This is a genomic window from Haemophilus parahaemolyticus, from assembly GCF_002015035.1.
Taxonomy (GTDB): domain Bacteria; phylum Pseudomonadota; class Gammaproteobacteria; order Enterobacterales; family Pasteurellaceae; genus Haemophilus_A; species Haemophilus_A parahaemolyticus.
Genome location: NZ_MUXY01000010.1, coordinates 1 through 24,591, shown reverse-complemented (window position 1 = coordinate 24,591; position 24,591 = coordinate 1). Strand labels below are relative to the sequence as shown.

At 39.6% G+C, this 24,591-nt stretch carries 26 protein-coding genes, 2 tRNA genes and 1 pseudogene; 16 read left to right on the top strand and 13 right to left on the bottom strand.

Annotated elements, in window-relative coordinates:
- Positions 1-36: 36 nt before the first annotated feature.
- Positions 37-579: a ComEA family DNA-binding protein gene (locus B0185_RS07040; protein ID WP_005706489.1), complete on the bottom strand. Its 543-nt coding sequence runs from the start codon at positions 577-579 to the stop codon at positions 37-39.
- 125 nt (positions 580-704) lie between these two features.
- On the opposite strand from B0185_RS07040, the gene B0185_RS07035 reads away from it, so the two are divergent.
- The 4 genes from B0185_RS07035 to B0185_RS07020 all read left to right on the top strand — a co-directional run bounded on the left by B0185_RS07035 (position 705) and on the right by B0185_RS07020 (position 4,461).
- The gene (locus tag B0185_RS07035) at positions 705-2,003 is read left to right on the top strand and encodes an L-cysteine desulfidase family protein (RefSeq protein WP_005706503.1); all 1,299 of its coding nucleotides are present in this window, start codon (positions 705-707) and stop codon (positions 2,001-2,003) included.
- 161 nt (positions 2,004-2,164) lie between these two features.
- Complete coding sequence (locus tag B0185_RS07030; RefSeq protein WP_005706506.1) at positions 2,165-3,055, top strand: 5' nucleotidase, NT5C type; 891 nt, start codon at positions 2,165-2,167, stop codon at positions 3,053-3,055.
- A gap of 181 nt (positions 3,056-3,236) precedes the next feature.
- Positions 3,237-3,734 (top strand): opioid growth factor receptor-related protein, encoded by a 498-nt coding sequence (locus B0185_RS07025; RefSeq protein WP_005706477.1) that lies wholly within the window; start codon positions 3,237-3,239, stop codon positions 3,732-3,734.
- 10 nt (positions 3,735-3,744) lie between these two features.
- Positions 3,745-4,461 (top strand): hypothetical protein, encoded by a 717-nt coding sequence (locus B0185_RS07020; RefSeq protein WP_005706508.1) that lies wholly within the window; start codon positions 3,745-3,747, stop codon positions 4,459-4,461.
- 54 nt (positions 4,462-4,515) lie between these two features.
- Here the strand turns inward: B0185_RS07020 and B0185_RS07015 are convergent, their stop codons facing one another.
- Entirely contained in the window at positions 4,516-5,514 is a 999-nt protein-coding gene (locus B0185_RS07015) for a virulence RhuM family protein/type II toxin-antitoxin system death-on-curing family toxin (protein ID WP_005706497.1), read from the bottom strand.
- A gap of 233 nt (positions 5,515-5,747) precedes the next feature.
- On the opposite strand from B0185_RS07015, the gene B0185_RS07010 reads away from it, so the two are divergent.
- From B0185_RS07010 to B0185_RS06990, 5 genes are all read left to right on the top strand, one after another.
- Positions 5,748-5,948 carry a DNA translocase FtsK gene (locus B0185_RS07010; RefSeq protein ID WP_005706475.1) on the top strand — a complete coding sequence of 67 codons (201 nt, stop codon included), beginning with the start codon at positions 5,748-5,750 and terminating at the stop codon, positions 5,946-5,948.
- Complete coding sequence (locus tag B0185_RS07005) at positions 5,945-6,790, top strand: SIR2 family NAD-dependent protein deacylase (RefSeq protein WP_005706488.1); 846 nt, start codon at positions 5,945-5,947, stop codon at positions 6,788-6,790. The genes B0185_RS07010 and B0185_RS07005 overlap by 4 nt, the downstream gene beginning before the upstream one ends.
- Positions 6,790-7,551: a PP2C family protein-serine/threonine phosphatase gene (locus tag B0185_RS07000; RefSeq protein ID WP_005706491.1), complete on the top strand. Its 762-nt coding sequence runs from the start codon at positions 6,790-6,792 to the stop codon at positions 7,549-7,551. The genes B0185_RS07005 and B0185_RS07000 overlap by 1 nt, the downstream gene beginning before the upstream one ends.
- Before the next feature lie 73 nt (positions 7,552-7,624).
- Positions 7,625-8,593 carry a restriction endonuclease gene (locus tag B0185_RS06995; protein WP_005706480.1) on the top strand — a complete coding sequence of 323 codons (969 nt, stop codon included), beginning with the start codon at positions 7,625-7,627 and terminating at the stop codon, positions 8,591-8,593.
- Between the two features lie 92 nt (positions 8,594-8,685).
- Positions 8,686-8,937, top strand: a complete 252-nt coding sequence (locus B0185_RS06990) for a hypothetical protein (protein WP_005706487.1) — start codon at positions 8,686-8,688, stop codon at positions 8,935-8,937.
- 17 nt (positions 8,938-8,954) lie between these two features.
- Here the strand turns inward: B0185_RS06990 and B0185_RS06985 are convergent.
- The 5 genes and pseudogenes from B0185_RS06985 to gloA2 all read right to left on the bottom strand — a co-directional run.
- A pseudogene (locus B0185_RS06985) lies at positions 8,955-9,218 on the bottom strand (transposase); the annotation flags it as partial.
- Between the two features lie 50 nt (positions 9,219-9,268).
- On the bottom strand, positions 9,269-9,823 hold the full coding sequence (locus tag B0185_RS06980; protein ID WP_005706482.1) for a hypothetical protein: 555 nt from the start codon (positions 9,821-9,823) through the stop codon (positions 9,269-9,271).
- A gap of 51 nt (positions 9,824-9,874) precedes the next feature.
- Positions 9,875-11,200, bottom strand: coding sequence for an ATP-dependent protease ATPase subunit HslU (hslU, locus tag B0185_RS06975; RefSeq protein ID WP_172461638.1), 1,326 nt, complete (start codon positions 11,198-11,200; stop codon positions 9,875-9,877).
- A 142-nt stretch (positions 11,201-11,342) separates the two neighbouring features.
- Positions 11,343-11,864, bottom strand: a complete 522-nt coding sequence (hslV, locus tag B0185_RS06970) for an ATP-dependent protease subunit HslV (protein ID WP_005706499.1) — start codon at positions 11,862-11,864, stop codon at positions 11,343-11,345.
- A gap of 110 nt (positions 11,865-11,974) precedes the next feature.
- Positions 11,975-12,379 (bottom strand): SMU1112c/YaeR family gloxylase I-like metalloprotein, encoded by a 405-nt coding sequence (gene gloA2, locus B0185_RS06965; protein ID WP_005706479.1) that lies wholly within the window; start codon positions 12,377-12,379, stop codon positions 11,975-11,977.
- Positions 12,380-12,452: 73 nt separating this feature from the next.
- On the opposite strand from gloA2, the gene mutY reads away from it, so the two are divergent.
- The 6 genes from mutY to ffh all read left to right on the top strand — a co-directional run bounded on the left by mutY (position 12,453) and on the right by ffh (position 16,945).
- The gene (mutY, locus tag B0185_RS06960) at positions 12,453-13,589 is read left to right on the top strand and encodes an A/G-specific adenine glycosylase (protein ID WP_005706501.1); all 1,137 of its coding nucleotides are present in this window, start codon (positions 12,453-12,455) and stop codon (positions 13,587-13,589) included.
- Positions 13,590-13,591: 2 nt separating this feature from the next.
- Positions 13,592-13,861 carry an oxidative damage protection protein gene (locus B0185_RS06955; RefSeq protein WP_005706474.1) on the top strand — a complete coding sequence of 90 codons (270 nt, stop codon included), beginning with the start codon at positions 13,592-13,594 and terminating at the stop codon, positions 13,859-13,861.
- 10 nt (positions 13,862-13,871) lie between these two features.
- On the top strand, positions 13,872-14,969 hold the full coding sequence (mltC, locus tag B0185_RS06950) for a membrane-bound lytic murein transglycosylase MltC (protein ID WP_005706486.1): 1,098 nt from the start codon (positions 13,872-13,874) through the stop codon (positions 14,967-14,969).
- 125 nt (positions 14,970-15,094) lie between these two features.
- A tRNA-Phe gene (locus tag B0185_RS06945) sits at positions 15,095-15,170 on the top strand.
- Between the two features lie 5 nt (positions 15,171-15,175).
- Positions 15,176-15,251 (top strand) — tRNA-Asn (locus B0185_RS06940).
- Positions 15,252-15,556: 305 nt separating this feature from the next.
- On the top strand, positions 15,557-16,945 hold the full coding sequence (ffh, locus tag B0185_RS06935; RefSeq protein ID WP_005706493.1) for a signal recognition particle protein: 1,389 nt from the start codon (positions 15,557-15,559) through the stop codon (positions 16,943-16,945).
- A gap of 54 nt (positions 16,946-16,999) precedes the next feature.
- Here the strand turns inward: ffh and B0185_RS06930 are convergent, their stop codons facing one another.
- The 5 genes from B0185_RS06930 to B0185_RS06910 all read right to left on the bottom strand — a co-directional run bounded on the left by B0185_RS06930 (position 17,000) and on the right by B0185_RS06910 (position 22,816).
- On the bottom strand, positions 17,000-17,794 hold the full coding sequence (locus B0185_RS06930) for a D-hexose-6-phosphate mutarotase (protein WP_005706478.1): 795 nt from the start codon (positions 17,792-17,794) through the stop codon (positions 17,000-17,002).
- Positions 17,795-17,872: 78 nt separating this feature from the next.
- A complete protein-coding gene (locus tag B0185_RS06925) occupies positions 17,873-18,985 on the bottom strand; it encodes an anaerobic sulfatase maturase (protein WP_039863230.1) in 1,113 nt (370 codons plus the stop codon).
- Positions 18,986-18,993: 8 nt separating this feature from the next.
- Positions 18,994-19,578, bottom strand: a complete 585-nt coding sequence (locus B0185_RS06920; RefSeq protein WP_005706492.1) for a Crp/Fnr family transcriptional regulator — start codon at positions 19,576-19,578, stop codon at positions 18,994-18,996.
- Positions 19,579-19,592: 14 nt separating this feature from the next.
- Positions 19,593-21,038 (bottom strand): sulfatase family protein, encoded by a 1,446-nt coding sequence (locus tag B0185_RS06915; protein ID WP_005706481.1) that lies wholly within the window; start codon positions 21,036-21,038, stop codon positions 19,593-19,595.
- Positions 21,039-21,139: 101 nt separating this feature from the next.
- The gene (locus B0185_RS06910) at positions 21,140-22,816 is read right to left on the bottom strand and encodes a solute:sodium symporter family transporter (protein ID WP_005706490.1); all 1,677 of its coding nucleotides are present in this window, start codon (positions 22,814-22,816) and stop codon (positions 21,140-21,142) included.
- Positions 22,817-23,039: 223 nt separating this feature from the next.
- Between B0185_RS06910 and B0185_RS06905 the strand changes: the two genes are divergently transcribed.
- Entirely contained in the window at positions 23,040-23,834 is a 795-nt protein-coding gene (locus B0185_RS06905) for a sulfite exporter TauE/SafE family protein (RefSeq protein WP_005706495.1), read from the top strand.
- Positions 23,835-23,889: 55 nt separating this feature from the next.
- Here B0185_RS06905 and B0185_RS06900 read toward each other — a convergent pair whose 3' ends face one another.
- Positions 23,890-24,294: a helix-turn-helix domain-containing protein gene (locus B0185_RS06900; protein ID WP_005706498.1), complete on the bottom strand. Its 405-nt coding sequence runs from the start codon at positions 24,292-24,294 to the stop codon at positions 23,890-23,892.
- Positions 24,295-24,591: the final 297 nt, after the last annotated feature.

Here is a 24,591-nt window from a genome sequence, read left to right as displayed (position 1 = left end):
ACCGCTTGTGAGGTCTTTATCGTATTTGGAATAAGGTTAGAACGTTAAATATGGGCTGATTTTCTCAATGGTTGCATCACCAATGCCTGAGATTTTGCTTAATTCTGCCGCATTTTTGATTTTGCCCACTTTGTTACGGTATTCAACAATCGCTTTGGCTTTTGCTTCACCAATGCCGCTTAATTTTTGTAACGTTGCGGCATCTGCTTTGTTGATATTAATTTTTGCTACTTTTTCTGCTTTTGCTACGGCATTTTTCGTCGCGGATTTGGCAGCATCCACTTTTTCTGTTGCTTCTGTTTTTACTGAATTTAACGTTTCGCGTGCTGTTTTTGCATCGTTCTTGACCGCTTTGACTTCCGATTTTGCTTTTTCTACAACCGCATTTTTCATTTTGCTCATATCGGTTGCTGCTGAAGATTCAGTTTGGGTGACTGTTTTTTTTGCTGAAGAAAGTTCATTGTTAATCGCGGTTTTTGCCTCTTGTTTAAAAGTGGCAAGTGGGTTTGCTGTTTCAGCAAAAGAAGAGGTTGCAGTCATTGCGACAGCAAGGGCTAATAGTGCTTTTAATGGTTTCATTTTTTGTCCTTAAATGGGGAAATGAGGGTTAATCATAATGAAAAAAACTGTACAATAAGACCTGTTTAGCTAAACGAAGTTCATTTAAAATTTTTAGTTGTGTGTTTTATAAGCAAGAGAAAACGATGAGAACCTTTGACCCGACCATTGAACAAAATATTTTACGCATTGTACAAGAAGAAGTTGTACCCGCATTGGGTTGTACTGAACCCATTTCTTTAGCACTTGCCTCTGCAACTGCTTGCCATTATTTAGGCAAATTGCCTGAACGTATTGAAGCGAAAGTGTCATCAAACTTAATGAAAAATGGAATGGGCGTTACCGTGCCAAATACGGGCACGGTTGGGCTCCCAATGGCAGCAGCAATAGGCGCCATTGGAGGTGATCATCAGGCAGGTTTAGAGGTATTAAAAGCGATTTCAACAGAACAAGTTGCACTTGCGAAAGCGATGATCAACCAAAATCTGGTTAATGTCACTATTTCTGATACTGAGCATATTTTATATTCTGAAGCAACGCTATTTGCAGCCAATGATAGCGTAACAGTTCGCATTGCCGCCCATCATACCAATGTAATTTATATTGAGAAAAATGGCGAGGTACTTTTCTCTGTGCCTTGTTTGGTCGATAGCGGTAATGCACCGTGTGTTTTTTCAGAACTGACCGCCAAAGATATGTTTGATTTCTCAATGGGTGTGGAGTTAGACAAAATCCGTTTTATCCAAAAAGCGGCAGAACTGAATTCTGCCCTTTCGCAAGAAGGTTTGCGAGTTGATTACGGATTACATATTGGACGAACCTTACAAAAGCAAATTGGGCGAGGGTTGATTAGTGATGATTTGCTTAACCGCATTGTGATTGAAACTACAGCAGCGAGCGATGCTCGAATGGGCGGGGCTAATTTACCTGCAATGAGTAATTCAGGCTCAGGCAATCAAGGCATTACTGCCACGATGCCAGTGGTAGTGGTCGCTCGCCATATCAACGCGAGTGAAGAACAACTCATCCGTGCCTTGTTTCTGTCGCATTTAATGGCGATTTATATTCACAGCAAACTGCCTAAACTCTCAGCTCTTTGTGCGGTAACCACTGCGGCAATGGGCAGTTGCGCAGGTGTAGCATGGTTGCTAACCGAGAGTTTCGATGCGATTAGTATGGCTATCAGCAGTATGATTGGCGACATCAGCGGCATCATCTGCGACGGTGCGGCAAACAGTTGTGCAATGAAGGTTTCTACCAGCGTAACTTGTAGCTATAAATCGATTTTAATGGCATTAGATAATACGCAAGTCACAGGCAATGAAGGGATTGTTGAACACCAAATCGACCGTTCAATCAACAACCTCTGTGCCATTGCCAGTCGAAGTATGCAATATACGGATCGCCAAGTGATTGAGATAATGGTGAGTAAGCCGAAAGGCTAAAAATACAAGCGGCTAAATCGGCACTCCTGCTGCCAAGAAGCACAACTGAATTGGTAAAGATTATCAAGAAATTGACCGTACTTATTTAGACAAAAATACATAACGACATGAATTGTCGCTTCATCTTTTATCATTAAGCCATCAACAGAGAGGACATTCAAATGAAACAGATTGTGTACATTGATATGGATAATGTGATGGTTGATTTTCCGTCTGGTATTGCAAAATTAGATGAGAAAACCAAGCAAGAGTATGAGGGGCGATATGATAAAGTTGAGGGCATTTTTAGCTTAATGGAACCCATGCCGAATGCGATTTCGGCTGTCCATAAATTGATGAAGAAATACCATATTTATGTGCTCTCTACTGCTCCTTGGCATAATCCTTCCGCTTGGAGTGATAAAGTAAAATGGATTCAACATTATTTCGGTGAAGAAAAAGGTTCAGCCTTATACAAACGATTGATTTTATCCCATCATAAAAATCTCAACCAAGGTGATTATTTAATTGATGATCGCACTAAAAATGGTGCTGGTAAATTTCAAGGCGAACATGTTCATTTTGGTACAGAACAGTTTGCTAATTGGAATTGCGTCTTATCTTACTTAGGCTGTGGGTCTTTTACACCAAGTGATATTTTGCAAGATTGTTTGAAAAAGCCTGCCGCCCTTGTGCAAGTTGAAAATGAGGAGCAAAGCCGAGTCATTGGTACTTTTGCAGATCGCTATAAATGGCAAGTGTTTAATTTGGCATGTGTTTATGCCGACGAGAAAACAACCGAACACAAAACGGTCTATTTAATTATCAGCTCTTATCTCAGTGATGAATTTAAAATGCGTATTGAAGCAATGTGTACTCATATTCGAGCCGAATATGACGTGTTATTACGTTCAAAATCACAGCTAAAACAATATTTCCAACATCTTTCCGATAAGCCATTTCTGCATATTGAAAGCTATACTTATCAACCGCTTTATAAAGCAGGGAATATTTTTGGCATGATGGCGAGAGATAGACAGGTTGATGAAATTTTAGGACAAAAAGGAGCCTGAAAAATGACTTTGGAAAAGAAACCAATTTGCGTGGTATTAACTGGAGCTGGAATTAGTACCGAAAGTGGTCGCCGAGTTATTGGAGAAAATTAAAAAATCATAGAAAAACAACCGCACTTTTCACATAAATAGCAAGTTTCATATCGCTATACTGTATGACTGATGAATTAACGAGAAATGTATGCATCCAGTAATTGAATTTTATTTAGAACAAAGAAAAAGCCAACATAATTTATCTTTGCAAGATATGTGGGCAATGCCCAAAAGAATGATTGGCGATGCTTATTTTTATATTCCTTGGCTTTTACCTGTAACAGAAAGTTCAAAATGGAATCGTTCAGTACCGGTTTTTAACGAAGAAGACCTGGTTATTTTTATTGGAGATGAAGCAATTCAAAATAAATATTTACATTCTATTGATATTATTCTGGATTATTTCTATTTATACCGTGAATGTAATAAAATTTACCCTAAACCTGAATTAACTGAACGTAAAGTTTGGCTACGCAATATTGGGCATGAAAGTAAGAAGATTTCCCGCATCATTCGTAGTTTAAATTATTGCGGTCATCCTGAGTTGGCTAAAAGTTTACAGCAACTGGCAATAAAATTAGGTCAAGAAAAAGGCGTAATTCAAGAAGAAACAATGGAAATTTGGACAAATCTACTTCAACAATAAGGGTAAAATGATGGTAACAGAAGATTTTAAAAAAGTGGCAGTATCCTTCGCTGGAGGAGATGGAGGAAATCCTAACTCAGATGTTTGGTTTTGTGGGTTAGAATGGGGGATTGGTGATGAAGCTTCTCCTGATGATTTTTATAAGAAATTTAGTTTAAGCCCTAAATTAATACCGCACTCTTGGTTAGAGGACGATTTTGATGGGAGTTGGACTACGCAATATAATCAAAAAATATGTTGGTTTTTGTGGTACTACTACAATTTAGATTGGAAAAGTGGTGAAAGCTATGAGTATTTTGTGAGTACTTATAATGTGCTTTATCCACAGGGTATTGGTTTTAAATTAAATATGCTGCCAATCAATTTCAAAAATAGATCATCAATTCAATGGAATGAACAATTCATTAAGATGACTGGATTTGAAACATTCAATGAATATAGAGAGTGGTGTGTTGAAAATCGTGGTGCTTTTTATCGTCAACTTATAGATGAATGTAATCCTAAAGTTATTATTTGTACGGGAGTCACTGAAAAAGATAACTTCTTTAAGTTTTTTACTGGAGAAGCCGTATATGAAACTAAAGCGTTGAAAGAATTTAATATCTTCTATCGTAAGTACAATGATACTTTAATTTGTGTTTGCCCATTTTTTGGTGGCCCAAGTGGCATTAATTCTTACGACAAAATGGAAGCATTAGTAGAGTCAGTAAAAGAATTATGTAAATAATTTTTTTATTAAGTTTAACGTTGATAGATAAATAGCGACTTCAGTCGCTATTTATCATAGCTTCTCTTGCTTAAGCATATGCATAATAAGCCTAATAAGCGTTTCTTTTTGTTTCGGATCAGATTCTGCGACTAATAAAGTGAGTGCTGCAAGCCCGGTATCATTGATAACTGGATGCCCATTATGATCAAATAAACGTCCATTTCTATGTAAGAAATCTACAAATAAAAATGCGCCACTACGTTTATTACCATCTGAAAAAGGATGGTTCTTGACGACAAAATAAAGTAAATGTGCCGCTTTTGCTTCAATGCTTGGATAAGCGGGTTCACCAAATACACTTTGATCTAAATTGCCTAAAATCGCAGATAAGCCGTTATCTCGTTCACGTCCAAAGAGATCACTTGCTTCACCTTTTGCCATCAGCTGTGATTTTAACTCTGCTAGTGCAGAACAAACCTCAATATAAGTCGGTAATGTACCGCCTTGCTGTGTTTCAGGTTCAGCAAGTAAACCTTCATCATATTGTTGTAGCCATAAAAACGTATGCGTATAACGGCTGACAATATCCACTAATCCGCGACCGCTTTCTAGCGTTAATTCCGATGAATTTGCCGTTTTTTGAATAAGTGCAAGTGCTTGTTCTAATTCGTGAGCATTTTGCTGCAAACGCTTTTGGTTAATGGTATAGCCTTGAGTCAGATATTCTTTTAAACGTGCAGTTGCCCAACGGCGGAAACTAATGCCTTGTTTAGATTTTACTCTATAACCAACAGAGATAATCATATCTAAATCATAATGCTCAATTTCACGATTGACTTGGCGTTTACCTTCTTGGCGAACTATCCGGAATTTCCGGATAGTTGATTCTTTCTCAAGTTCTTCGTCATCAAATATATTGGTAATGTGCTCATTAATGGTGCGAATATCTTTATCAAATAACATTGCCATCTGAGCCTGGGAAAGCCAAACGGTATCATTTTCAAATCTCACTTCCACTTGCGTTGTGCCATCTTGAGCTTGGTAAATTTCAATCGGATTTTGGTTATTCATATTCTTTTCCTTAATAAGTTATATGTATATATAAACAGATAAATATACATATTGCAATACAGATAATCTTATTTGCAAAAAATCTCCTAAAAATAACCGCTTGTAATATTCACTAACGACATGAATTGTCGCTTCCCTTCATATAATTTTTTCCATAAAAGAGATGTTTTACTTCTTATAGCACTCTTAAGCCTTTTTCTAGAGATTTATAAAAACGACAGAGGAGAAAAATTATGTTAATGAAAGTAACTGATACGCGCGATCCACTTTTTGAGGATGTAAAAAAATTTGTGCAACAACAAAAAGTTGCATCTTGCTCGATGATTCAACGCAGATTTATGTTGGGTTTTAATCGAGCTGGACAAATTTTAGAACAGTTGGAACAAGCGGGTATTATTTCACCAATGAAAAATGGGCAGAGAAAAGTATTATGAAAAATGATTTGAATTATGCAGTGGAGCTTATTCGCAAAGCGGATGGCATTTTAATTACAGCTGGTGCGGGTATGAGCGTGGATTCTGGGCTGCCCGATTTTCGCAGCGTTGGCGGATTTTGGAATGCTTATCCTATGTTTAAAGAACATAATATATCTTTTGAAGAGATCGCGACACCACTAGCTTATAAGCATAATCAGGAACTAGCCTATTGGTTTTATGGGCATCGATTAGTTCAATACCGAAATACTATTCCTCACGAAGGGTATCAGATTTTAAAACGTTGGGCGGGAGCTAAATCTCACGGATATTTCGTTTTTACCAGTAATGTAGATGGGCATTTTCAAAAGGCTGGTTTTGATGATAGCCATGTTTATGAAGTACACGGTACTTTGGAGCGTCTTCAGTGTGTCAATAATTGTCTAGGATTAAGTTGGTCTGCATCAAGTTTTCAACCTGTCGTGGATAATGAAAACTTATGTTTAACCAGTGAAAAACCATATTGTCCTTATTGTGGGGGCTTTGCTCGTCAAAATGTACTAATGTTTAATGATTGGAGTTATGCAAGTCAATATCAGGATTTTAAAAAAGTGCGGTTAGAATCGTGGTTAAAAGAAGTGCAAAATCTCGTCGTTATCGAACTGGGTGCAGGGAAAGCCATTCCTACTGTGCGTCGCTTTTCTGAACGTACGGAGAAAGCAAAAAAGGGCGGGTTTATCCGTATTAATCCACAAGATGCAGGCGTGCCGAAAATGCACTTTTTAAGTCTCGAAATGAAGGCGTTAGATGCCCTAAAAGCAATTGATTGCCTTCTAAATCCTTCTCAACAAGCGGTTGAATAATGGAAAATTTTTGCGAAATTACCTTCTGCCAACAAATTGGCAGCAACAAGCGACACAACCAAGATGCCCTTTTTAATGGCGAGGCGGTGTTTCAATATAAACTCAAAACGGCTGAAAAACGCCTTGAAAACCGACCGCACTTTATTGTGGGCGTGGCAGATGGTATTTCCAATAGCAATCGACCTGAAAAAGCGAGTAAATTGGCGATGCAATTGTTAAGCCAAATGGAAAGCCTAAGTCGCCAAACGATCTACGATTTACAATCCAGTTTATCCGCAGAGTTAGCTGAGGATTATTTCGGTTCGGCGACCACTTTTGTGGCTGCTGAAATTGATCAAATCACCCGTAAAGTGAAAATTCTGAGCGTAGGCGATAGTCGAGCTTATTTAATTGATGCCCAAGGAAACTGGCAACAAATCACACAAGATCATTCAATTCTTTCTGAATTATTGGCTGATTTTCCCGATCAAAAAGAAGAAGATTTTGCCACGATTTATGGCGGTGTTTCTTCTTGTTTAGTCGCCGATTATTCCGAATTCCAAGATAAAATTTTTTATCAAGAAATTGAAATTCAACAAGGAGAAAGTTTATTACTTTGTTCTGATGGATTAACAGATGGTCTTTCAGAAGAAATGAGAGAAAAGATTTGGAAACAATATGATAATGATAAATCTAGATTGACGGTGTGTCGTAAATTAGTTGAGAAGCAAGTCTTTTATGATGATTTGTCGGTGGTTTGTAGCCATTTCATTGTTGAGTAAAAATATGTTTAAATCGTTTTTTTTGCTCAATTATGTATAATTCGGTAAATTTTAACTAAAAATAAGGAAAACTATGTTTGAAAAAATTGAACCTACTAATATTCGTTTTATTAAGCTGGGAGCAAGCGGGTGTTGGGAAGAAAAAAGCATAACGAAAGAAAATGTGATTCGTTTAGGTTATGAATTTAAGCCAGAAACCAATATGCATGAAGAATGCCTTAATGATAGATGGGATAAATGTCGAGAATATTGTCTTGAAAATTGGACAAAAGATAGTGGTGCAGCTACGAGACATGTTAATCAAATCAGAGATTTTTATACGTTGGATGAGAATACACTTTGGATTACATTTTATGGTAGAAAGCTTTACTGGGCGTTCTGTGATAGCACTGTGCATTTAGATAAGGATCAAACTAGATGGCGCAAAGTGAAGAGTAATGGGGGAAAATGGTCTTGTCTAGACAGAAAGGGTAATGAATTAACAATCGATAACCTTGATGGCCGTATAACTCAAGTTAGGGCATTTAGAGGAACGATTTGCGATGTTAAATTTAAAGATTATTTGATCCGTAGAATAAATGGGGAGGTTGTTAAGGAGGTCAAAAATGCAGATAAACGTTTTAGAATATTAGAATCCTCTGTTGAAAAATTGATTAAAGGTTTATGGTGGGGAGATTTTGAACTTTTAGTCGATCTTGTTTTTTCTAGATTAGGGTGGCAACGATATTCTGTTTTAGGTAAAACACAGAAAGAAATTGATCTTGATTTATATTTGCCTTCGACGAATAAAAGAATTTTTGTACAAATTAAATCAAATACAGACATTAAACAGTTACATGAATATATTTCAAAATTTAAAAATAAATACAATTCTGAATATTCGGAAATGTATTATATTTATCATTCAGGTTTAGAAAATATTAATGAAGAGCAAGTTAATGCTTATCAAAATGAAGGAATTAAGCTAATAAATTGCCATAAAATGGCTAAACTTGTCATTAGAGCAGGCTTGGTTGAGTGGTTGATTAAAAAACGATCTTAAAATAATTTCGCCTAACGACACAATCCGTCTCTATCCTTTTTAAACTATGCTCAAGCCTATTAGGTTTGAGCATTTTTATTGGAGTGATGATTATGTCTAAATTCAAACTTAACCCCCCATCAGTTTCCCCTTATATCGAAAAATTAATGTTGCAACTTTTATTGGAATATCGAGGATTTGCAGAGGTTTTTCATGAGAATAATTGGCGATATGGCAATATTGTGGAGGCTTTAGGTTTACCAAGTGATATGGAGAATTGTGATAATTTTCGTGAGAAAGTGAAAAAATTATTGCAAGCTAGAAATAAAACGTTGCTAAAATTGGGCATTTGCTTTAAAAGATAACCATCTCGTTTTCTGTTCTTTTTAAACGCTTCAGGTGAAAAATCTGTGGTTTCTGCGATTTCAATATCTTTCTTTTTCATTTTTTGTTTCACTATTTTCGGGGGTTGAAGGAGTGTATAAGGCGATTTTACGCCATCAAGCCCTCTTTCGCGAAATGCTTTTAGCTAATAAATGACGAGAGCGTGGGAAATTTGATGAAGTTTAGCCACCTCACGGATACCATAATCCTGTTCGGTGACGAGTGTGATAATTTTCAAACGAAATTGATAAGAGTAGGACATAACCTGCACCTCAAATTAGGTGTCCAGGTTTTGGGGTGCAGATCATGTTTTTATTTTATTTGGGATAATAAGTGTTTTACTTCTTGTATTTTTCTTACTATTTCTTGTGATGCTTCAAAGGTTTTTTGATGCCAAGAATATTGTGATTCAATGCTTTTGTCTAACCTATTCTGCCTTAGTAAGTTATTAAAGTTACCCCAATATATATTCATTTTCCCGTAAATATCATCAAATTCGGATAATAACTCTGGATATGATATAGCCATGATTGCTCTAGAATTATCAAAACTATTACATAATTTAAAATATTTCTTATTATATTCTTGTTCATGAAGATTATCCTCCCAATCAATGTTTATACTAGTAAGAGAAAACTCTCTTTGTAGCAAGCATAAATTTTTATATACATGAAGTAAATCTAGTCTTGTTTGTTCTAGTTTGATCTTCTCTAATTCTTTTTGGAATAGTCTTTCATCACGACTGATTTGAAAGTCATTATTTATTTTTATAGACTTTAACGTAGAGCGAGAGTTAAGCCATGAAGTTATAATTGCTGCAGCAGGAGCTAAAATAATTAATAAGATTTCTTTTATTAAGTTGTCCATATAAAAATCCTATAAAAAGGGCTTAATTTAAATTAAGACCCTTTTAAACAACTACAGAATAAATCTACTCAAATCCTCATTTTCCACCACGTCATTCAACGCTTCAGAAACGTATTTCTCATTGATAACAATTTTCTCGCCTGCACGTTCACTAGCGTCGAAAGAAATACCGTCCATTAAGCGTTCTAATACCGTGTGTAAACGGCGAGCGCCGATGTTTTCGGTTTTTTCATTCACGCGGAAAGCGGATTCGGCAATTTTGCTAATACCATCTTGGGTAAATTCTACTTCTACCCCTTCGGTTTTCATTAACTCACGATATTGGAGAGTCAGCGAAGCATTTGGCTCAGTTAAGATACGTTCAAAATCATCTTTGGTAAGCGATTTGAGTTCTACACGAATTGGTAAACGACCTTGCAATTCTGGCAATAAATCTGATGGGCGAGCCACTTGGAATGCACCTGAACAGATAAAGAGAATATGGTCGGTTTTCACCATGCCATGCTTAGTGTTTACCGTTGAGCCTTCGATAATTGGCAGTAAATCACGTTGAACCCCTTCACGAGAGACATCGCCACCAGAATGCTCACCTTTTTTACAGATTTTATCGATCTCATCAATAAATACGATGCCGTGTTGTTCAACTGCTTCAATCGCTTGTTGTTTCAACTCTTCAGGATTGACTAATTTTGCTGCTTCTTCATCTAACATCACTTTTAACGCATCTTTAATTTTCATTTTGCGTTTTTTCGTTTTGTTTGGCGACATCCCTTCAAATAGAGATTGCAGCTGAGAAGTCATATCTTCCATACCTGGTGGCGTCATAATTTCCACACTCACTTGTGCTGCTACATCAATTTCGATCTCTTTGTCATCAAGCTGACCTTCACGTAATTTTTTACGGAAAATTTGGCGAGTTGACGTGTTATCAGATTCTTGCACGTTACCCCACTGATCTTTTGCTGGTGGTAACAATACATCTAAAATGCGATCTTCTGCTGCATCTTGTGCACGCATACGGTTTTTCTCGACCGCTTGCGATTTCACTAATTTGACTGCAACATCAGTTAAGTCTTTAATAATCGACTCCACTTCTTTACCCACGTAACCCACTTCGGTAAATTTTGTGGCTTCGACTTTGATAAATGGCGCATTGGCTAATTTTGCTAAACGGCGAGCAATTTCAGTTTTCCCCACGCCAGTTGGTCCGATCATTAAAATGTTTTTTGGTGTTACTTCTTGGCGTAGCTCTTCTGGTAACTGCATACGGCGCCAGCGGTTACGTAATGCGATTGCCACCGCACGTTTAGCTTCTGTTTGTCCGATAATATGTGCGTCTAATTCTGAGACGATTTCACGAGGGGTCATTGACATAATTTATTCCTTGAAAAACGCCCCTATTTACTTATGAGGGGCTGGGGAAGATTTGTTACAAGCGGTGATTTTTTCGCTAATTTTTGTAAAGGGAAGATCGTTTCAAATCTCCCCTAACCCCTCTTTTCTAAAGAGGGGGACTTTTTTACACTTCTTCGATAACGTGATTGTGATTTGAGTAAATATCAATATCGCCCGCAATTTTCAGTGCTTCTGCCACAATTTCTTTCGCAGTCAGATTATTTTCTGTTCTTAATAAGGCTAATGCTGCCGATTTGGCATAGTTACCACCAGAACCGATAGCTAATACATCAAATTCTGGTTCAATCACATCACCAGAGCCTGACACGAGCAAAAATTCACTTTCATTTGCCACAATCATCATCGCTTCTAATTTGCGAAGAGAACGTTCAGTGCGCCACTCTTTTGCCAATTCAACGGCAGATTTCACTAAATGCCCTTGGTGCAGTTCTAATTTTTTCTCAAACAAATCACGCAAAATAAATGCATCGGCTGTTGAACCTGCAAAGCCTGTGACGACTTTATCTTTGTATAAACGGCGGACTTTACGCACAGTGCCTTTTTCTACACAGTTGCCTAATGTTGCCTGACCATCACCACCGATCGCCACTTTGCCATCTTTACGAATACATACAATCGTTGTCATTGTTGATCCTTTATTTTTGGTAAAAAACTCCCCACTAGATTGGGGAGGATTGACCGCTTTTCAATAGCAAGCGGTGAGATTTTCATAGCGTTTTGCGGAAAACTTGCAACTTAGTTAATTTCTTCTATCTCATAAAACTCCAACGGCAGTCCATCAGGATCGCGGAAAAAGGTAAAGCGTTTGCCCGTGAGTTCGTCCACGCGAATCGGCTCACATTCAATTGCAAAATTTGCCAAAAATTTGACCGCTTGCTCAACACTTTTCACTCGAAAGGCTAAATGGCGTAAACCACAGGCTTCAGGCGTGGTAGAGCGAGCGGGCGGATTGGGGAAGCTGAATAGTTCAATCTGCGACCCATCGGCAAATTTCAAATCGAGCTTGTAGCTTTGGCGTTCAGTTCGGTAGGTTTCTTCAATAATTTTCGCACCTAAAATAGTGGTGTAAAAATACTTAGATTTTTCGTAATCGCTGGCAATGATGGCAACGTGATGGAAGCCTAAAATAGGTGTTGTCATTCGTAAACCTTTTGAGAAATTTAACCGCTTGCAGTATCATCTTTCCCTTTCTATTTTTCAAGTTCCTATTTTCATGAATAATTCCTCAAATTCCGCTTTTACTGCTCAATCGAACCTTAACGCTCCTTTTGCCCGCAAGGCGTTGGCGTGGTTTGCGGTGTATGGACGTAAACATCTGCCGTGGCAGCAAAATAAGACACTTTATAAGGTTTGGCTGTCGGAAGTGATGTTGCAACAAACGCAGGTGGCAACCGTCATTCCTTATTTTGAGCGGTTTGTCGAACGGTTCCCGACGGTAGTGGACTTGGCGAATGCCCATATTGATGAGGTATTGCATCTTTGGACAGGCTTGGGCTATTACGCTCGGGCACGAAATTTACATAAGGCAGCACAAACGATTCGCGATCAATTTGGGGGTGAATTTCCTACCCAATTTGAAGATGTATTGGCGTTGTCTGGCGTGGGCAGAAGCACGGCTGGTGCAGTGCTTTCCTCGGTATTAAATGCACCTTATCCGATTTTGGATGGCAATGTGAAACGGGTGTTATCGCGTTATTTCGCAGTTGAAGGCTGGAGCGGTGAAAAGGCGGTGGAAAATCAGCTGTGGGATTTGACTGCACAAATGACGCCAACCGAGCAAGTGGCAGATTTTAATCAGGCAATGATGGATTTAGGGGCGATGATTTGCACGCGAACTAAGCCGAAATGTTCACTTTGTCCGTTAGCAGAGGATTGCCAAGCGAATCAGTTAGAGGCGTGGGATAAATTTCCCGCTAAAAAACCAAAGAAAATTTTGCCCGAACGACAAGCCTATTTTCTGGTATTAAAGCAAGGCACTCACATTTTGTTGGAGCAACGGGAAGCGAAAGGTTTATGGGGCGGGTTGTATGTTTTTCCACAGTTTGAGGATGAGGCAAGTTTCAAGCGGTTTATTTCTGATAAAAATTTGCAAATTAGTCGATATTTGCACGCATTTCGACACACGTTCAGCCATTTTCATTTAGATATCACCCCTGTTTTGGTAGAGTTGGATGAGCAAAGGAAAGAAGAAAATCGACCGCTTGGCATTGCAGAAAATGAGGGAAATTCCCGCTATTTTGTATCTTCAAAAGCGAATTATTGGTATGATCTGACCCAACCGAATGAAATAGGCTTAGCAATGCCTGTGAAGCGGATTTTAGATGAGTTATCTCAAGAGAATAAGGATTGATTATGGCACGCACCGTATTTTGTGAATATTTAAAACAAGAAGCAGAAGGATTAGATTTTCAACTTTATCCTGGCGAGTTAGGTAAACGTATTTTTGATTCAATCAGCAAGCAAGCGTGGAGCGAGTGGATCAAAAAACAGACAATGTTAGTGAATGAAAAAAAATTGAGTATGATGAACCCTGAGCACCGCAAATTGCTTGAAACCGAGATGGTAAACTTCTTGTTTGAAGGTAAAGAAGTGGTGATCGACGGTTATAAACCAGTTGAGTAAGGCAGTTGCGATGAAAAAACATACGAAATATTTGCCGCTGTTGGCATTGATTCCGTTTTTGATTTCGTGTGGCAGCAGCCCGACAAAACACACTAAACGCCACGGAAGTAAATATCATAACTATGATTTTAAAGATACCAATGGCTTGGATATTTTAACGGGGCAGTTCTCGCATAATATTGATGATATTTGGGGAAGCCAAGAGTTGTTGATCGCAACAAAAAAAGATTACGTGAAATATACTGACCAATATTACACCCGTAGTCATATTTCGTTTGAAGACGGGGTGATTACGATTGAAACGTTGGCAGATCAAGCACGCTTGAAAAATGCGATCGTGCATACACTATTGATGGGCGGAGATCCGAAAGGAATTGACTTATTCGCTTCTGGCGATACACCGATTAATGCTAATCCATTCCTTGCAGGTCAGGTAAAAGACCAATATGGGCGTTTTGTGACCAATGCAGTGATTGCTAATGATTTTGCTAATTATCTTGTACAAAATGCGACGACAAGACGTTTGAAAAATGGACGTAATGTTGTAGTAGTGCAAATTAAGATGGTGGAAGGACATATTGAAATTCGTGCTCGCAAATATTTACCGCTGGTGCGGAAAATGGCAAAACACTACGGTATTGAACCTAGTCTGATTTTGGGTATTATGGAAGTGGAGTCAGCATTCAATCCATATGCGGTAAGTTATGCGAATGCGATTGGTTTGATGCAAATTGTGCCTAAAACAGCTGGACGTGATATTTTTGCTCGTAAAGGCTTAAATGGTCAGCCAGATCGTGCTTATTTATATAATCCAGAGCAAAATATTGATTCGGGGACGATGTATCTCACCATTCTGCACGAAGAATATTTAGATGGGATTACTAACCCAACTTCAATGCGTTATGCGATGATTTCTGCTTATAACAGTGGTGCGGGTGCGGTATTAAAAGTGTTCGATTATGATAAATATGAGGCGATTGATCGTATTAACGAGCTTTCGCCAGATGCTGTTTATCGTATTTTAACCACGGCTCACCCATCAGCACAGGCGAGAAATTACTTGAAGAAAGTATCTAAAGCCCGTGAAAAATATCGTTCAGTTCGATAATTTGATGTTAAAAAATACAATTAGCACAAAAAAAGATCGAATAAACGAAATTTTTAATTTTTTGTAAAAAAACGTTTGACGGGGTCTGAAAAAAACTGCATAATGCACCCCGTAAACGACGAGATGCCTCGATAGCTCAGTCGGTAGAGCAGGGGATTGAAAATCCCCGTGTCGGTGGTTCGATTCCGCCTCGAGGCACCATCTTTTCCTCCTTAGTTCAGTCGGTAGAACGGTGGACTGTTAATCCATATGTCGCAGGTTCGAGTCCCGCAGGAGGAGCCATATTAAGAAGCCCTGATGAGAAATCATCAGGGTTTTTGCTTTTCTAGTATCCTACCATTTATATTTAACGTGAAATTCCCCAAGTGAGGGGATTTTTTGTATAATGCACCAATCTATTTTTTCGTTTAATTCATATTTTGCAAAGAATTGACTCCCCTCTTTAGCAAAGAGGGGCAGGGGGAGATTTTGGCAGAAGATAAAACGAAGCTCATACGAGAAATTAACATCGTAATCAAATCTCCCCTAACTCCTCTTTTCTAAAGAAGGGGATTAATTTGCAAACAAAAAAACAAAAGAGAACAAAAATGTTTGAAAACCTGTCTGATAGACTTTCCAAAACGCTCAAAAACATCACTGGCAAAGGGCGTTTAACCGAAGATAACATCAAAGATACCCTCCGCGAAGTGCGTATGGCATTGCTTGAAGCCGATGTTGCTTTGCCTGTTGTACGTGAATTCATCAATAAAGTAAAGGAGCGTGCAATCGGTGAGGAAGTAAACAAAAGCCTCACGCCAGGGCAAGAGTTCCTTAAAATCGTGCGTGCTGAGCTTGAGCAAGCAATGGGCGAAGCAAATGAAGGGCTGAATCTTGCCACTCAACCGCCAGCGGTCATCTTAATGGCAGGTTTGCAAGGTGCGGGTAAAACCACCTCGGTAGGCAAATTAGCAAAATTCCTTAAAGAGCGTGAGAAGAAAAAAGTGCTCGTGGTTTCTGCCGACGTTTACCGCCCTGCGGCGATCAAACAGCTTCAAACCTTGGCGGAAGCGTTAAAAGTAGATTTCTTCCCAACTGAAACCACGCAAAAGCCTGTTGAAATTGCAGAAGCGGCATTAAAATACGCAAAACTGAATTTCTTTGATGTGTTAATTGTCGATACCGCAGGTCGCTTACACGTTGATGGCGAAATGATGGACGAAATCAAACAGCTTCACGTCACACTCAACCCGATTGAAACGCTCTTCACCGTGGATGCAATGACGGGTCAAGATGCTGCAAACACCGCTAAAGCGTTCAACCAAGCCTTGCCATTAACAGGTGTCATTTTAACTAAAGTGGATGGTGATGCTCGTGGTGGTGCGGCATTGTCTATCCGTCAAATCACAGGCAAGCCAATCAAATTCCTTGGTGTGGGTGAGAAAACAGATGCGTTAGAGCCATTCCATCCAGACCGCGTGGCTTCTCGTATTCTTGGTATGGGTGATGTGCTTTCGCTTATCGAAGATTTACAACGCAGTGTAGACCAAGAAAAAGCCGAGAAAATTGCTCAAAAATTCAAAAAAGGTGATGAATTTACTCTTGATGATTTCCGCGATCAGCTTGTCGAAATGAAAAAAATGGGCGGCATGATGTCGATGCTTGAAAAATTACCAGGGGCGAAAAACTTACCTGATCATGTAAAAAATCAAGTAGATGACAAAATGTTCATCAAAATGGAGGCGATCATCAATTCAATGACGCTCAAAGAGCGTGCAAACCCAGACATAATCAAAGGTTCACGCCGTCGTCGTATTGCATTAGGTTCAGGCACACAGGTGCAAGACGTGAATAAACTTCTCAAGCAATTCGATGAAATGCAACGTATGATGAAAAAAATGCGCAAAGGCGGAATGGCAAAAATGATGCGTGGTATGAAAGGGATGATGGGCGGTGGCTTAGGTGGTCTAGGTGCACTCGGAGGAATGTTTAAGCGTTAGTATCCATAACAGAAACCGCTTGTAGGAAAATCTACAAGCGGTTTTTTAATTTAGCTATTTTTTCACTAAAATCTCCACTACCAATTGTTGTTTAAAACTCAGTAACTGATTTAGGCGGGCGGTTTCGACACAGACCATATGTTGGTAATCGTTCGGTTGCATTGCACTTGGTGGAGTGTCCCACGGATTCCAAAGTACGATGCTGTCGGCATTTTGGTGGTCGATCTCAATATTTCGCTCCCACAAGCGGTCGGAAATTATTGAGTTTTTACCAATATAAGGATAAATACAATCTACACCTTGTTGAATTTGACGAGTAGTAGGCAATTTAACTTGTTGATCAGTGAGTTTATCGAACGCAGTCATCGGCAAATTTTGCACTTCTACATTCTCAATTTGACTTAAATTGAAATAGCTATGTAATGCAATTTGAGCAGGATTTTGCCCATAATGGGTAAATTCAAGTCGGAGTTTTTCACTGAATATCATTTGAATGTGAGCTTGGATTATCTGATGCTCATCAAATAGTGAGAAATTTAATATGACTTGTTTATCCTGAATATCGTAATCGCTAAGTGTCCAAAGTTGTAAGCGGGCTGTGCCGTGGGCTGGCTGCTTTACGGTGCCAAACCAAGGATAGCAAATTGGTATGCCCCCACGAATAGCGACACCTCGTTTGAATGGCTCAATAGGGCTAAGCCAAAGAATATCGTGTTTTGCATGGCGAGGTTGCCAACTTAACAATTGTGCACCTTGGAGAGCGATTCTGGCTTTTCCGACGGGATGATCGAGTTCAAGCACTGGGATTTCGTTTTGTTGAATAAGGTAAAGAGAATTAGCTAAGTTCATTTTTAGATCCTTTTTATTATTTCTTGTCGGGACTAATCATATTAGCCTCTACAAAGGTGAGATTATCATATTCTTTTTTTAACGTATGCTTCTCGCCATTTCCTGCATATACGGCATCGTTTTCTCAAAAAAATAGCGATACGAAGGGCAGAGGTAATTGTGTAAATTGGGTTCGTTTTCCACGGGTACGAACCGATGTTTCGGGCAGCCGCCGTTGCAAAGTTTTTTAAATTCGCACCGCTTGCAAAGTGTGGTCAGTTTTTGGCTTTTATCTAAGCCAAATTGTTGCTGTTTGGTGGAAGTGGCAATCTCTGCCAATGATTGTTGGTTGAGATTGCCAATTTTATATTCAGGGTAAACGAAGTGATCACAGGCATAAATATCGCCATTCGCTTCTGTAACCAAAGATTGCCCGCAAGTTGGTTGATGTACGCAGGTGGTGGATGGATAGCCTAGCCATTGTCCGAGCAGATTATCAAAGGTGGAGACATAAATTTTGCCGACATCGTGTGAATACCATTCTTGAAATACATCAAACAGAAATTGTCCCAAGCCTTGCGGTGGTACGGAGAAACTGGTGACTTCTGCGGTGTTCGGGTGGCGTTCTACAATCGGGATAAATTGCATATAACGTGAGCCAAGCTGTTTAAGAGCTTGGTAAGTTTCCAGCCCTTTCTGCCAATTTTGATCGTTCACCACCGTCAGTGTGTTAAATTCCACTTCGTTTTTTTTCAGTAATTCTAAGGCTTTCACCACTTTTTCAAAGGTTGGGTTGCCGTTGCCTGAAATACGGTAGTGGTTATGCACAGCACTTAAGCCATCGATGGATAATCCAATCAGAAAATTATGCTCTTTAAAAAATTCCGCCCATTGCTGATTTAAGGCGATGCCGTTGGTTTGAAAAGCGTTGGTGATCTGCTTGCCATTGGCAAATTGTTGCTGAAATTCGACCGCTTGCTTATAGAAATCCAAGCCTAAAAGCGTCGGTTCACCCCCTTGCCACGCAAATTCAACCAGATTGCCTGAGTGCGAATTGATGTAATTTTGCACATAATTTTTCAGTGTCTCTCTCGACATAAACGGGGCTTTCTGCCCGAATTGTGCCTCTTTTTCCAAGTAGAAGCAGTATGTACATTGAATGTTGCAGTGAAAGCTACTGGGCTTTGCCATCAGGTGGAAATGTGTGGTCATTCTCCCTCCTATTTGGCTTTGTGGCGTTTAAACGCCCCTTTTTGCTCCAAGGCTTTCACAATGCGAATGGCGGTTTCAGTTTCACAGCCCGCATATTCAGCGATTTCACGATAGGTCCAGTTGTAATGCGGGAAGTGTTGGGTAAAAAAATCGAGGCTGTCGATAATGCGATCAAGGGTGCGAAGATAGGCACTTTTCGCTAAGCGTTGCTCCGCTTCACGTAGTTCATCGGCAAGAATTTGTAGCAAATACAAATTCATTTGTGGGTTATGTTGGAAGAAAGTAGAACTGATTTCAGGCGTGATACGAATTAACTCCGCTTCGATAAGCACTTTGGCGTTGCAGTGATAGTGTGGATCTCGTTCGTCAAACAGGGTGCGAAAGCCAAAATAATCGCCGTGGGAATAGAGGCGAACAAGGCTCTCTTTGCCATTTTCAAGAGTATGAAAAAGCCCGATTAAACCTGAGGAAACGTAGTAAAAACCGTGTGCGGTTTCACCTTGTTCGTAAACAGTCGTGCCTTTTGGAAGTAGGCTTAATGCCGTGAGTTGGCAGTGGTTGAGTTCGGTAGGTTTAATTGGGACTTTTTCCATAAATACTCCATGCGTTAAATTTCATTGATGATACGATAAACCCAATTCTCCAATGGATCTTTTAACCGTACCATTTCCGCGTGCATTTCCGCTAGCATTTCTTTTTTAACCGCTTGATATTCTGGCTTGTAGAAGAGATTGTGCATTTCTGCAGGGTCGTTTTTCACATCGTAAAGCTCGCCTACATCAGAGGCGTTGAACACCAGTTTGTAATCTTTGCGATGCCACATTCGTTGCTCGAAATAGACAAAATGCCCTGCCAATTGTGCTAACACACCTTTGCGTTGGTTGTCTTGATTTTCACGCACAATCGGTAAAATGCTTTCGCCTTCAAAGGCATTTGGAATAGGTTGCTCGGCTAAATCATACACCGTTGAGGTCAAGTCGTGCAAATAGACAAGGTTATCATCTTGCTGATTGTTGCGATTGGAGTTCGGGTCTTTAATAATCATCGGAATGTTGTAGGTAGTATCAAACATAAATTCGCCTTTTTCAATCATTCGATGAGCACCCATCGCATCGCCGTGGTCAGCGGTGGCAACAATAAAGCTGCTGTCGTAAATGCCTTTTTCTTCAAGGAAAGTAAAGAGATCGCCAATCGCATCATCAATCAAGGTAATGTAACCCCAGAATTTGGTGATGACCTCTTTCCAATGATCTTCGCTCGCTTCCCACATTCCCCACATTTTGGAAATGGTGCGGTAGTGGTTTGGCTTGCCTTCAAGCGGTTTAAAAAAGCTCTCATCTAGCACTACATCTTCTTTACGATACATTGAATAATAAGGCTCTGGTACAATGCACGGTGTGTGCGGGCCCCAGAAGTTGATCCACGCAAAAAACGGTTTGCCTTCCGCCAAAGATTGCCCGATATATTTTTTTGCTTCGTCAATAATGAAATACGGAATGGTTTGTTCTTTGCTGCCAGAAAGCAAGCCACAAAGCTCTTGTACGCGTAAGTGTGGGTTGTCGCCAAAATAGGCATTGCTCACCTCTGGAATCTCATAGCCTTTTTCTTCCAGCCACTCTTTATAGCGGTTGGAGTGGGTTGGCGGTTGGTTGAACACAAGGTTTTTATACACGCCGCTGCCAGGGTAGCCGTAGCCGTCAAAATTATGTCCTTGAATGCCGTAATCTTCAGGCACAGATTTGGTGCCAACGTGCCATTTTCCGACCACATAGGTATTGTAGCCTTCTAGTTTGCCGATGTTCGGGGCTGATTGAGAAATCTCACCCGTACCGCCTTTTTCACCGTTACGAATAATGCCGTGGGTGGAAGGCATTAAGCCTGTGAAAAGCGAAGTGCGTGCAGGTCCACAAACCGAGGCGGGCGTGAAAGCGTTATTAAAGCGAATACCGTCTTTGGCAAGACGGTCAATGTTGGGTGTTTTTACTATTTGATGACCATAAGCCCCAAGCATATCTTTACGGATTTGGTCTAAAAGAATGTAAAGAATGTTCATAATATCTCCATTACTCTGTAGAGTGTATGAATTTGAAAAATTCACGCACGCAAGCGGTTAAAAATGGTGCGTGGATTGCAAACAATCCACACACCCTACGATTATTCCGATTTCGGTTTAAACACAAACCATACAATCACTTGTAACACCGCATACACACCTAACACCATGCTTGGATTGCCTGCTTCTGATGCTAAGCCAATTGGCGATAAGAAGGCATAAAGTGCGAATAAACCAAGGATTAATGAGATGGAAGTCACTTTGATATATTTCCAGTTGGTTAAGTCCACGTCGCCTTTGTTTACGGTGTTTTCCACATAAGGTTCGCGTTTTAAGAAGAGACCTAACACGAGCATTAACACTACATCGAATACGAATAAACCACCCATTACATATACGAAGTTAAGTTTAACTTGGAACACCCAAACGATGCAGAAGTATAAAATAACGTGTGCAAGCAACGCGATACGAGCAGCTAAGCCAGAGACGGTTTTGTTGAATAAGCCGACCGCAAATAATGCCACGATTGGAATGTTCACGAAGCCTGCGAAACGTTTAGTGATTAAGAAGATACCATCTGTACCGAACATTAAAAGCGGTGCAAAAATCATTGTTACAATTGCCATAATGGTAGAGACTTTTTTCGCGTAAGCAATTAACTCTTCTTCTGAACGGGCTTTTTTGCTGATAGAAGGTAATAGGTCTTTACAGTAAATAGTTGCCGCTGAGTTTAAGAATGAATTGAAGGTACTTAAAATCGCCCCGAACAATGCCGCAATGAAGAAACCTTGTAACCACGTTGGTAATACTTTGTTCACGAGTAATGGGTAAGAGGCATCAATTGGGTTTACGCCCTCGCCTAAAATGTGGAAGCTAAGTAAACCAGGTAAGTTTAAGATCACAGGTAAGGTGAGCAAGAATAATGCTGCAATCAAAATCCCTTTTTGACCTGATTTTAAATCTTTCGCCCCTAAGCAACGTTGTACGATTGCTTGGTTGGTTGTCCAATAGAAAAAGTGAACTACCATAATCCCAGTGAAGATGGTTGGCCACGGCGTTGCATCCGTTTCGCTACCTATCGCATTCCATTTATCGACGTGCGTGGTGGTAATGGTGTGTAAGCCCGCAGAAAAACTGCCATCGCCCAAATACATCAACGCAAAGAATGGTACGAGCAATGCCCCGATAACCATAATTACCGCATTGATGGTGTCTGACACCGCTACCGCTTTTAAACCACCGAAGATTGCATAAATCGCCCCGACCACACCGATGGCAATCACGGTATAAGTAATTGCTGTGCCATAGCTTAAGCCGAATGCTGTTTCAAGGTTGAAGATTTTGTTAAACGCAATTGCCCCTGTATAAAGAGCTGTTGGAATCACGATTAAAAGATAGAAAATTAAGAAGAGCGTGGACATAATCAAACGCGTTTGGCGGTCGAAACGGCTTTCAAAAAATTCTGGCACGGTGGTGTAACCGTTACGTAAATATCTTGGCAACATATAAAGAGCTAAGAAACAGAGCGGAATCACGGTTGGCACTGTCCACGCAATTACCGAGAAGTTACCTTTATAAGAAACCGCATTCACACCGATAAGCTGTTCGGTGGAAAGCGAGGTTAAGACCATTGAGCAACCAATTACCAAGCCGCCCAAGCCCCGTCCTGCAAGGAAATAACCTTTTGAGCTTTTAAGGTCATCACCTTTAGTTTTAAGCCACGAAATATACGCAACTAATGCAGTGACGATGATAAAACTAGAAATCGTTAGCCACATACGCTCCTCCTTTAGGAAACATCTAAAATTGTGGTTAGATTACTGCAATGTTTTCGATTAGTTTATGATGCTTGTCATATTGGCTGTGTGAGTCTGATCACAAATTCGAAACAAAACTTCATTTTTATGCATTTTATTGGATGGTTTATGAGCGTGATCATATTTTCCTTTTTTGTTCTCATTATAATCAGCGACAAATTACAAAAGGCAAAAGGAGCAGATGATGAGCATCACCTTAATTTTAATTCTGATAGGTTGTGGCATTATCACCAACATTATGTCTGCCATTTTCGGCATTGGCGGTGGTGTATTGATGGTACCCATTCTTTACACCCTCTTTCCCGAATTTCCATTGCAAATGGTCGCCGCTACTTCGCTGACCATCGTAATGGGCTCTTCGATGATTAACCTCGTTTATTTTTACCGCCAAAAAGTAGAAATAAACTACAAAGCGATGTTGATTTGGTCGGTAGGAATGATGATTGGCGTACAGCTCGGTTTTGAAGTGAGTTTTTACGTGCCTGACATCGTGATTATCAGCGTTTTTGTCATTACGCTTTCTGCTCTAGCAATTCGCACCTTAATGAGCAAACAAGCGGTCGAAAACGACAGTCAAAATGCAAATGAAACCGCCAAAGGCATCAGGCTTTGCACCTTCGGCGGCTTTATTGCAGGAATGACAGGCATTGGCGGAGGCTCGATTATGGCACCGCTTATCGGGCAGCTCAAAAGCGTAAAACCGCATCAAATCGCCCCATACACAAACTATATGATGGTGATTGGCGGACTTGGCAGTTTGTATGGCTATCTTACCAAAACCCCGCCATTTCATTTCGGCTGGCAAGTGGGCTATATCAACTTTTCTGTAGTGCTGATTGTGGTGTTCTGTGCATTCATTACCAGCTTCTTCTCAATGAAAATCCGCGGTAAACTCTCGCCCGCTTTAGTAAAAAAACTACTCGGCATTATTTTGCTGGTAATTGCGACTTATATGTTGATCGCACATTTAATGAAATAAAAAAACAAGCGGTGAAATTTGCAATTTCTTTTACAAATTTAACCGCTTGTGAATATTATTTTTGTAATTTTTTGAGTAAATCGATTTCTCTTTCTAATCCATTTATAATTTTATCTTTTTGCGCTAATAATTCATCTTTATGGCTTAATATTAATTGTAATTGTTGAATGGTTTTTTCTAAATTTTCATTTCCAATTGCAAACAAAAAATTATTTGAGTTGCTTGATTCAGTTACAGTATTATTAAAATAAACTTTCTCAGTTTCCCCCACTGAGAGCAACTCACAAATATCCATATCAAATACTTCAGAGATTTGTTCTAAACGAGATAGATTTGAACGCACTTCACCTCGCTCAATTTTCCCATATCCCGTTACCGACATCCCTAATTTATCCGCCATATTTTCTTGCGATAACTGGTGTTGTTCGCGTAGCTGACGGATTTTCTCATTGATTTTCATACACTGCTCTCTCAAGGTAAATAGTTACCTTAATTCGGTAACTGGCTGTAATTGTTGGTTTATTGTACATAATTTCGACCGAATTATAATAGTTTTGGTTTTTTTCTCCTACTTTTATTTATTGAGGTCTTTATGAAATTAAAAAATGTAACCCTTGCAGCAGCACTTTTAGCCGTATTAACAGGCTGTAGCAGTAGTGGTGGCAGTTCAAACACACCAAACACTAATCAACCAACTGCTCAAAATGAGCAAGCTCGTCAGCAAGTAACTGATGCTAAGAAAGCGGAAGAAGCACGT

Coding starts and splice junctions, on each gene's coding strand:
- B0185_RS07040 (WP_005706489.1), bottom strand. CDS start 579: ATGAAACCATTAAAAGCACTATTAGCCCTTGCTGTCGCAATGACTGCA.
- B0185_RS07035 (WP_005706503.1), top strand. CDS start 705: ATGAGAACCTTTGACCCGACCATTGAACAAAATATTTTACGCATTGTA.
- B0185_RS07030 (WP_005706506.1), top strand. CDS start 2,165: ATGAAACAGATTGTGTACATTGATATGGATAATGTGATGGTTGATTTT.
- B0185_RS07025 (WP_005706477.1), top strand. CDS start 3,237: ATGCATCCAGTAATTGAATTTTATTTAGAACAAAGAAAAAGCCAACAT.
- B0185_RS07020 (WP_005706508.1), top strand. CDS start 3,745: ATGGTAACAGAAGATTTTAAAAAAGTGGCAGTATCCTTCGCTGGAGGA.
- B0185_RS07015 (WP_005706497.1), bottom strand. CDS start 5,514: ATGAATAACCAAAATCCGATTGAAATTTACCAAGCTCAAGATGGCACA.
- B0185_RS07010 (WP_005706475.1), top strand. CDS start 5,748: ATGTTAATGAAAGTAACTGATACGCGCGATCCACTTTTTGAGGATGTA.
- B0185_RS07005 (WP_005706488.1), top strand. CDS start 5,945: ATGAAAAATGATTTGAATTATGCAGTGGAGCTTATTCGCAAAGCGGAT.
- B0185_RS07000 (WP_005706491.1), top strand. CDS start 6,790: ATGGAAAATTTTTGCGAAATTACCTTCTGCCAACAAATTGGCAGCAAC.
- B0185_RS06995 (WP_005706480.1), top strand. CDS start 7,625: ATGTTTGAAAAAATTGAACCTACTAATATTCGTTTTATTAAGCTGGGA.
- B0185_RS06990 (WP_005706487.1), top strand. CDS start 8,686: ATGTCTAAATTCAAACTTAACCCCCCATCAGTTTCCCCTTATATCGAA.
- B0185_RS06980 (WP_005706482.1), bottom strand. CDS start 9,823: ATGGACAACTTAATAAAAGAAATCTTATTAATTATTTTAGCTCCTGCT.
- hslV (WP_005706499.1), bottom strand. CDS start 11,864: ATGACAACGATTGTATGTATTCGTAAAGATGGCAAAGTGGCGATCGGT.
- gloA2 (WP_005706479.1), bottom strand. CDS start 12,379: ATGACAACACCTATTTTAGGCTTCCATCACGTTGCCATCATTGCCAGC.
- mutY (WP_005706501.1), top strand. CDS start 12,453: ATGAATAATTCCTCAAATTCCGCTTTTACTGCTCAATCGAACCTTAAC.
- B0185_RS06955 (WP_005706474.1), top strand. CDS start 13,592: ATGGCACGCACCGTATTTTGTGAATATTTAAAACAAGAAGCAGAAGGA.
- mltC (WP_005706486.1), top strand. CDS start 13,872: ATGAAAAAACATACGAAATATTTGCCGCTGTTGGCATTGATTCCGTTT.
- ffh (WP_005706493.1), top strand. CDS start 15,557: ATGTTTGAAAACCTGTCTGATAGACTTTCCAAAACGCTCAAAAACATC.
- B0185_RS06930 (WP_005706478.1), bottom strand. CDS start 17,794: ATGAACTTAGCTAATTCTCTTTACCTTATTCAACAAAACGAAATCCCA.
- B0185_RS06925 (WP_039863230.1), bottom strand. CDS start 18,985: ATGACCACACATTTCCACCTGATGGCAAAGCCCAGTAGCTTTCACTGC.
- B0185_RS06920 (WP_005706492.1), bottom strand. CDS start 19,578: ATGGAAAAAGTCCCAATTAAACCTACCGAACTCAACCACTGCCAACTC.
- B0185_RS06915 (WP_005706481.1), bottom strand. CDS start 21,038: ATGAACATTCTTTACATTCTTTTAGACCAAATCCGTAAAGATATGCTT.
- B0185_RS06910 (WP_005706490.1), bottom strand. CDS start 22,816: ATGTGGCTAACGATTTCTAGTTTTATCATCGTCACTGCATTAGTTGCG.
- B0185_RS06905 (WP_005706495.1), top strand. CDS start 23,040: ATGAGCATCACCTTAATTTTAATTCTGATAGGTTGTGGCATTATCACC.
- B0185_RS06900 (WP_005706498.1), bottom strand. CDS start 24,294: ATGAAAATCAATGAGAAAATCCGTCAGCTACGCGAACAACACCAGTTA.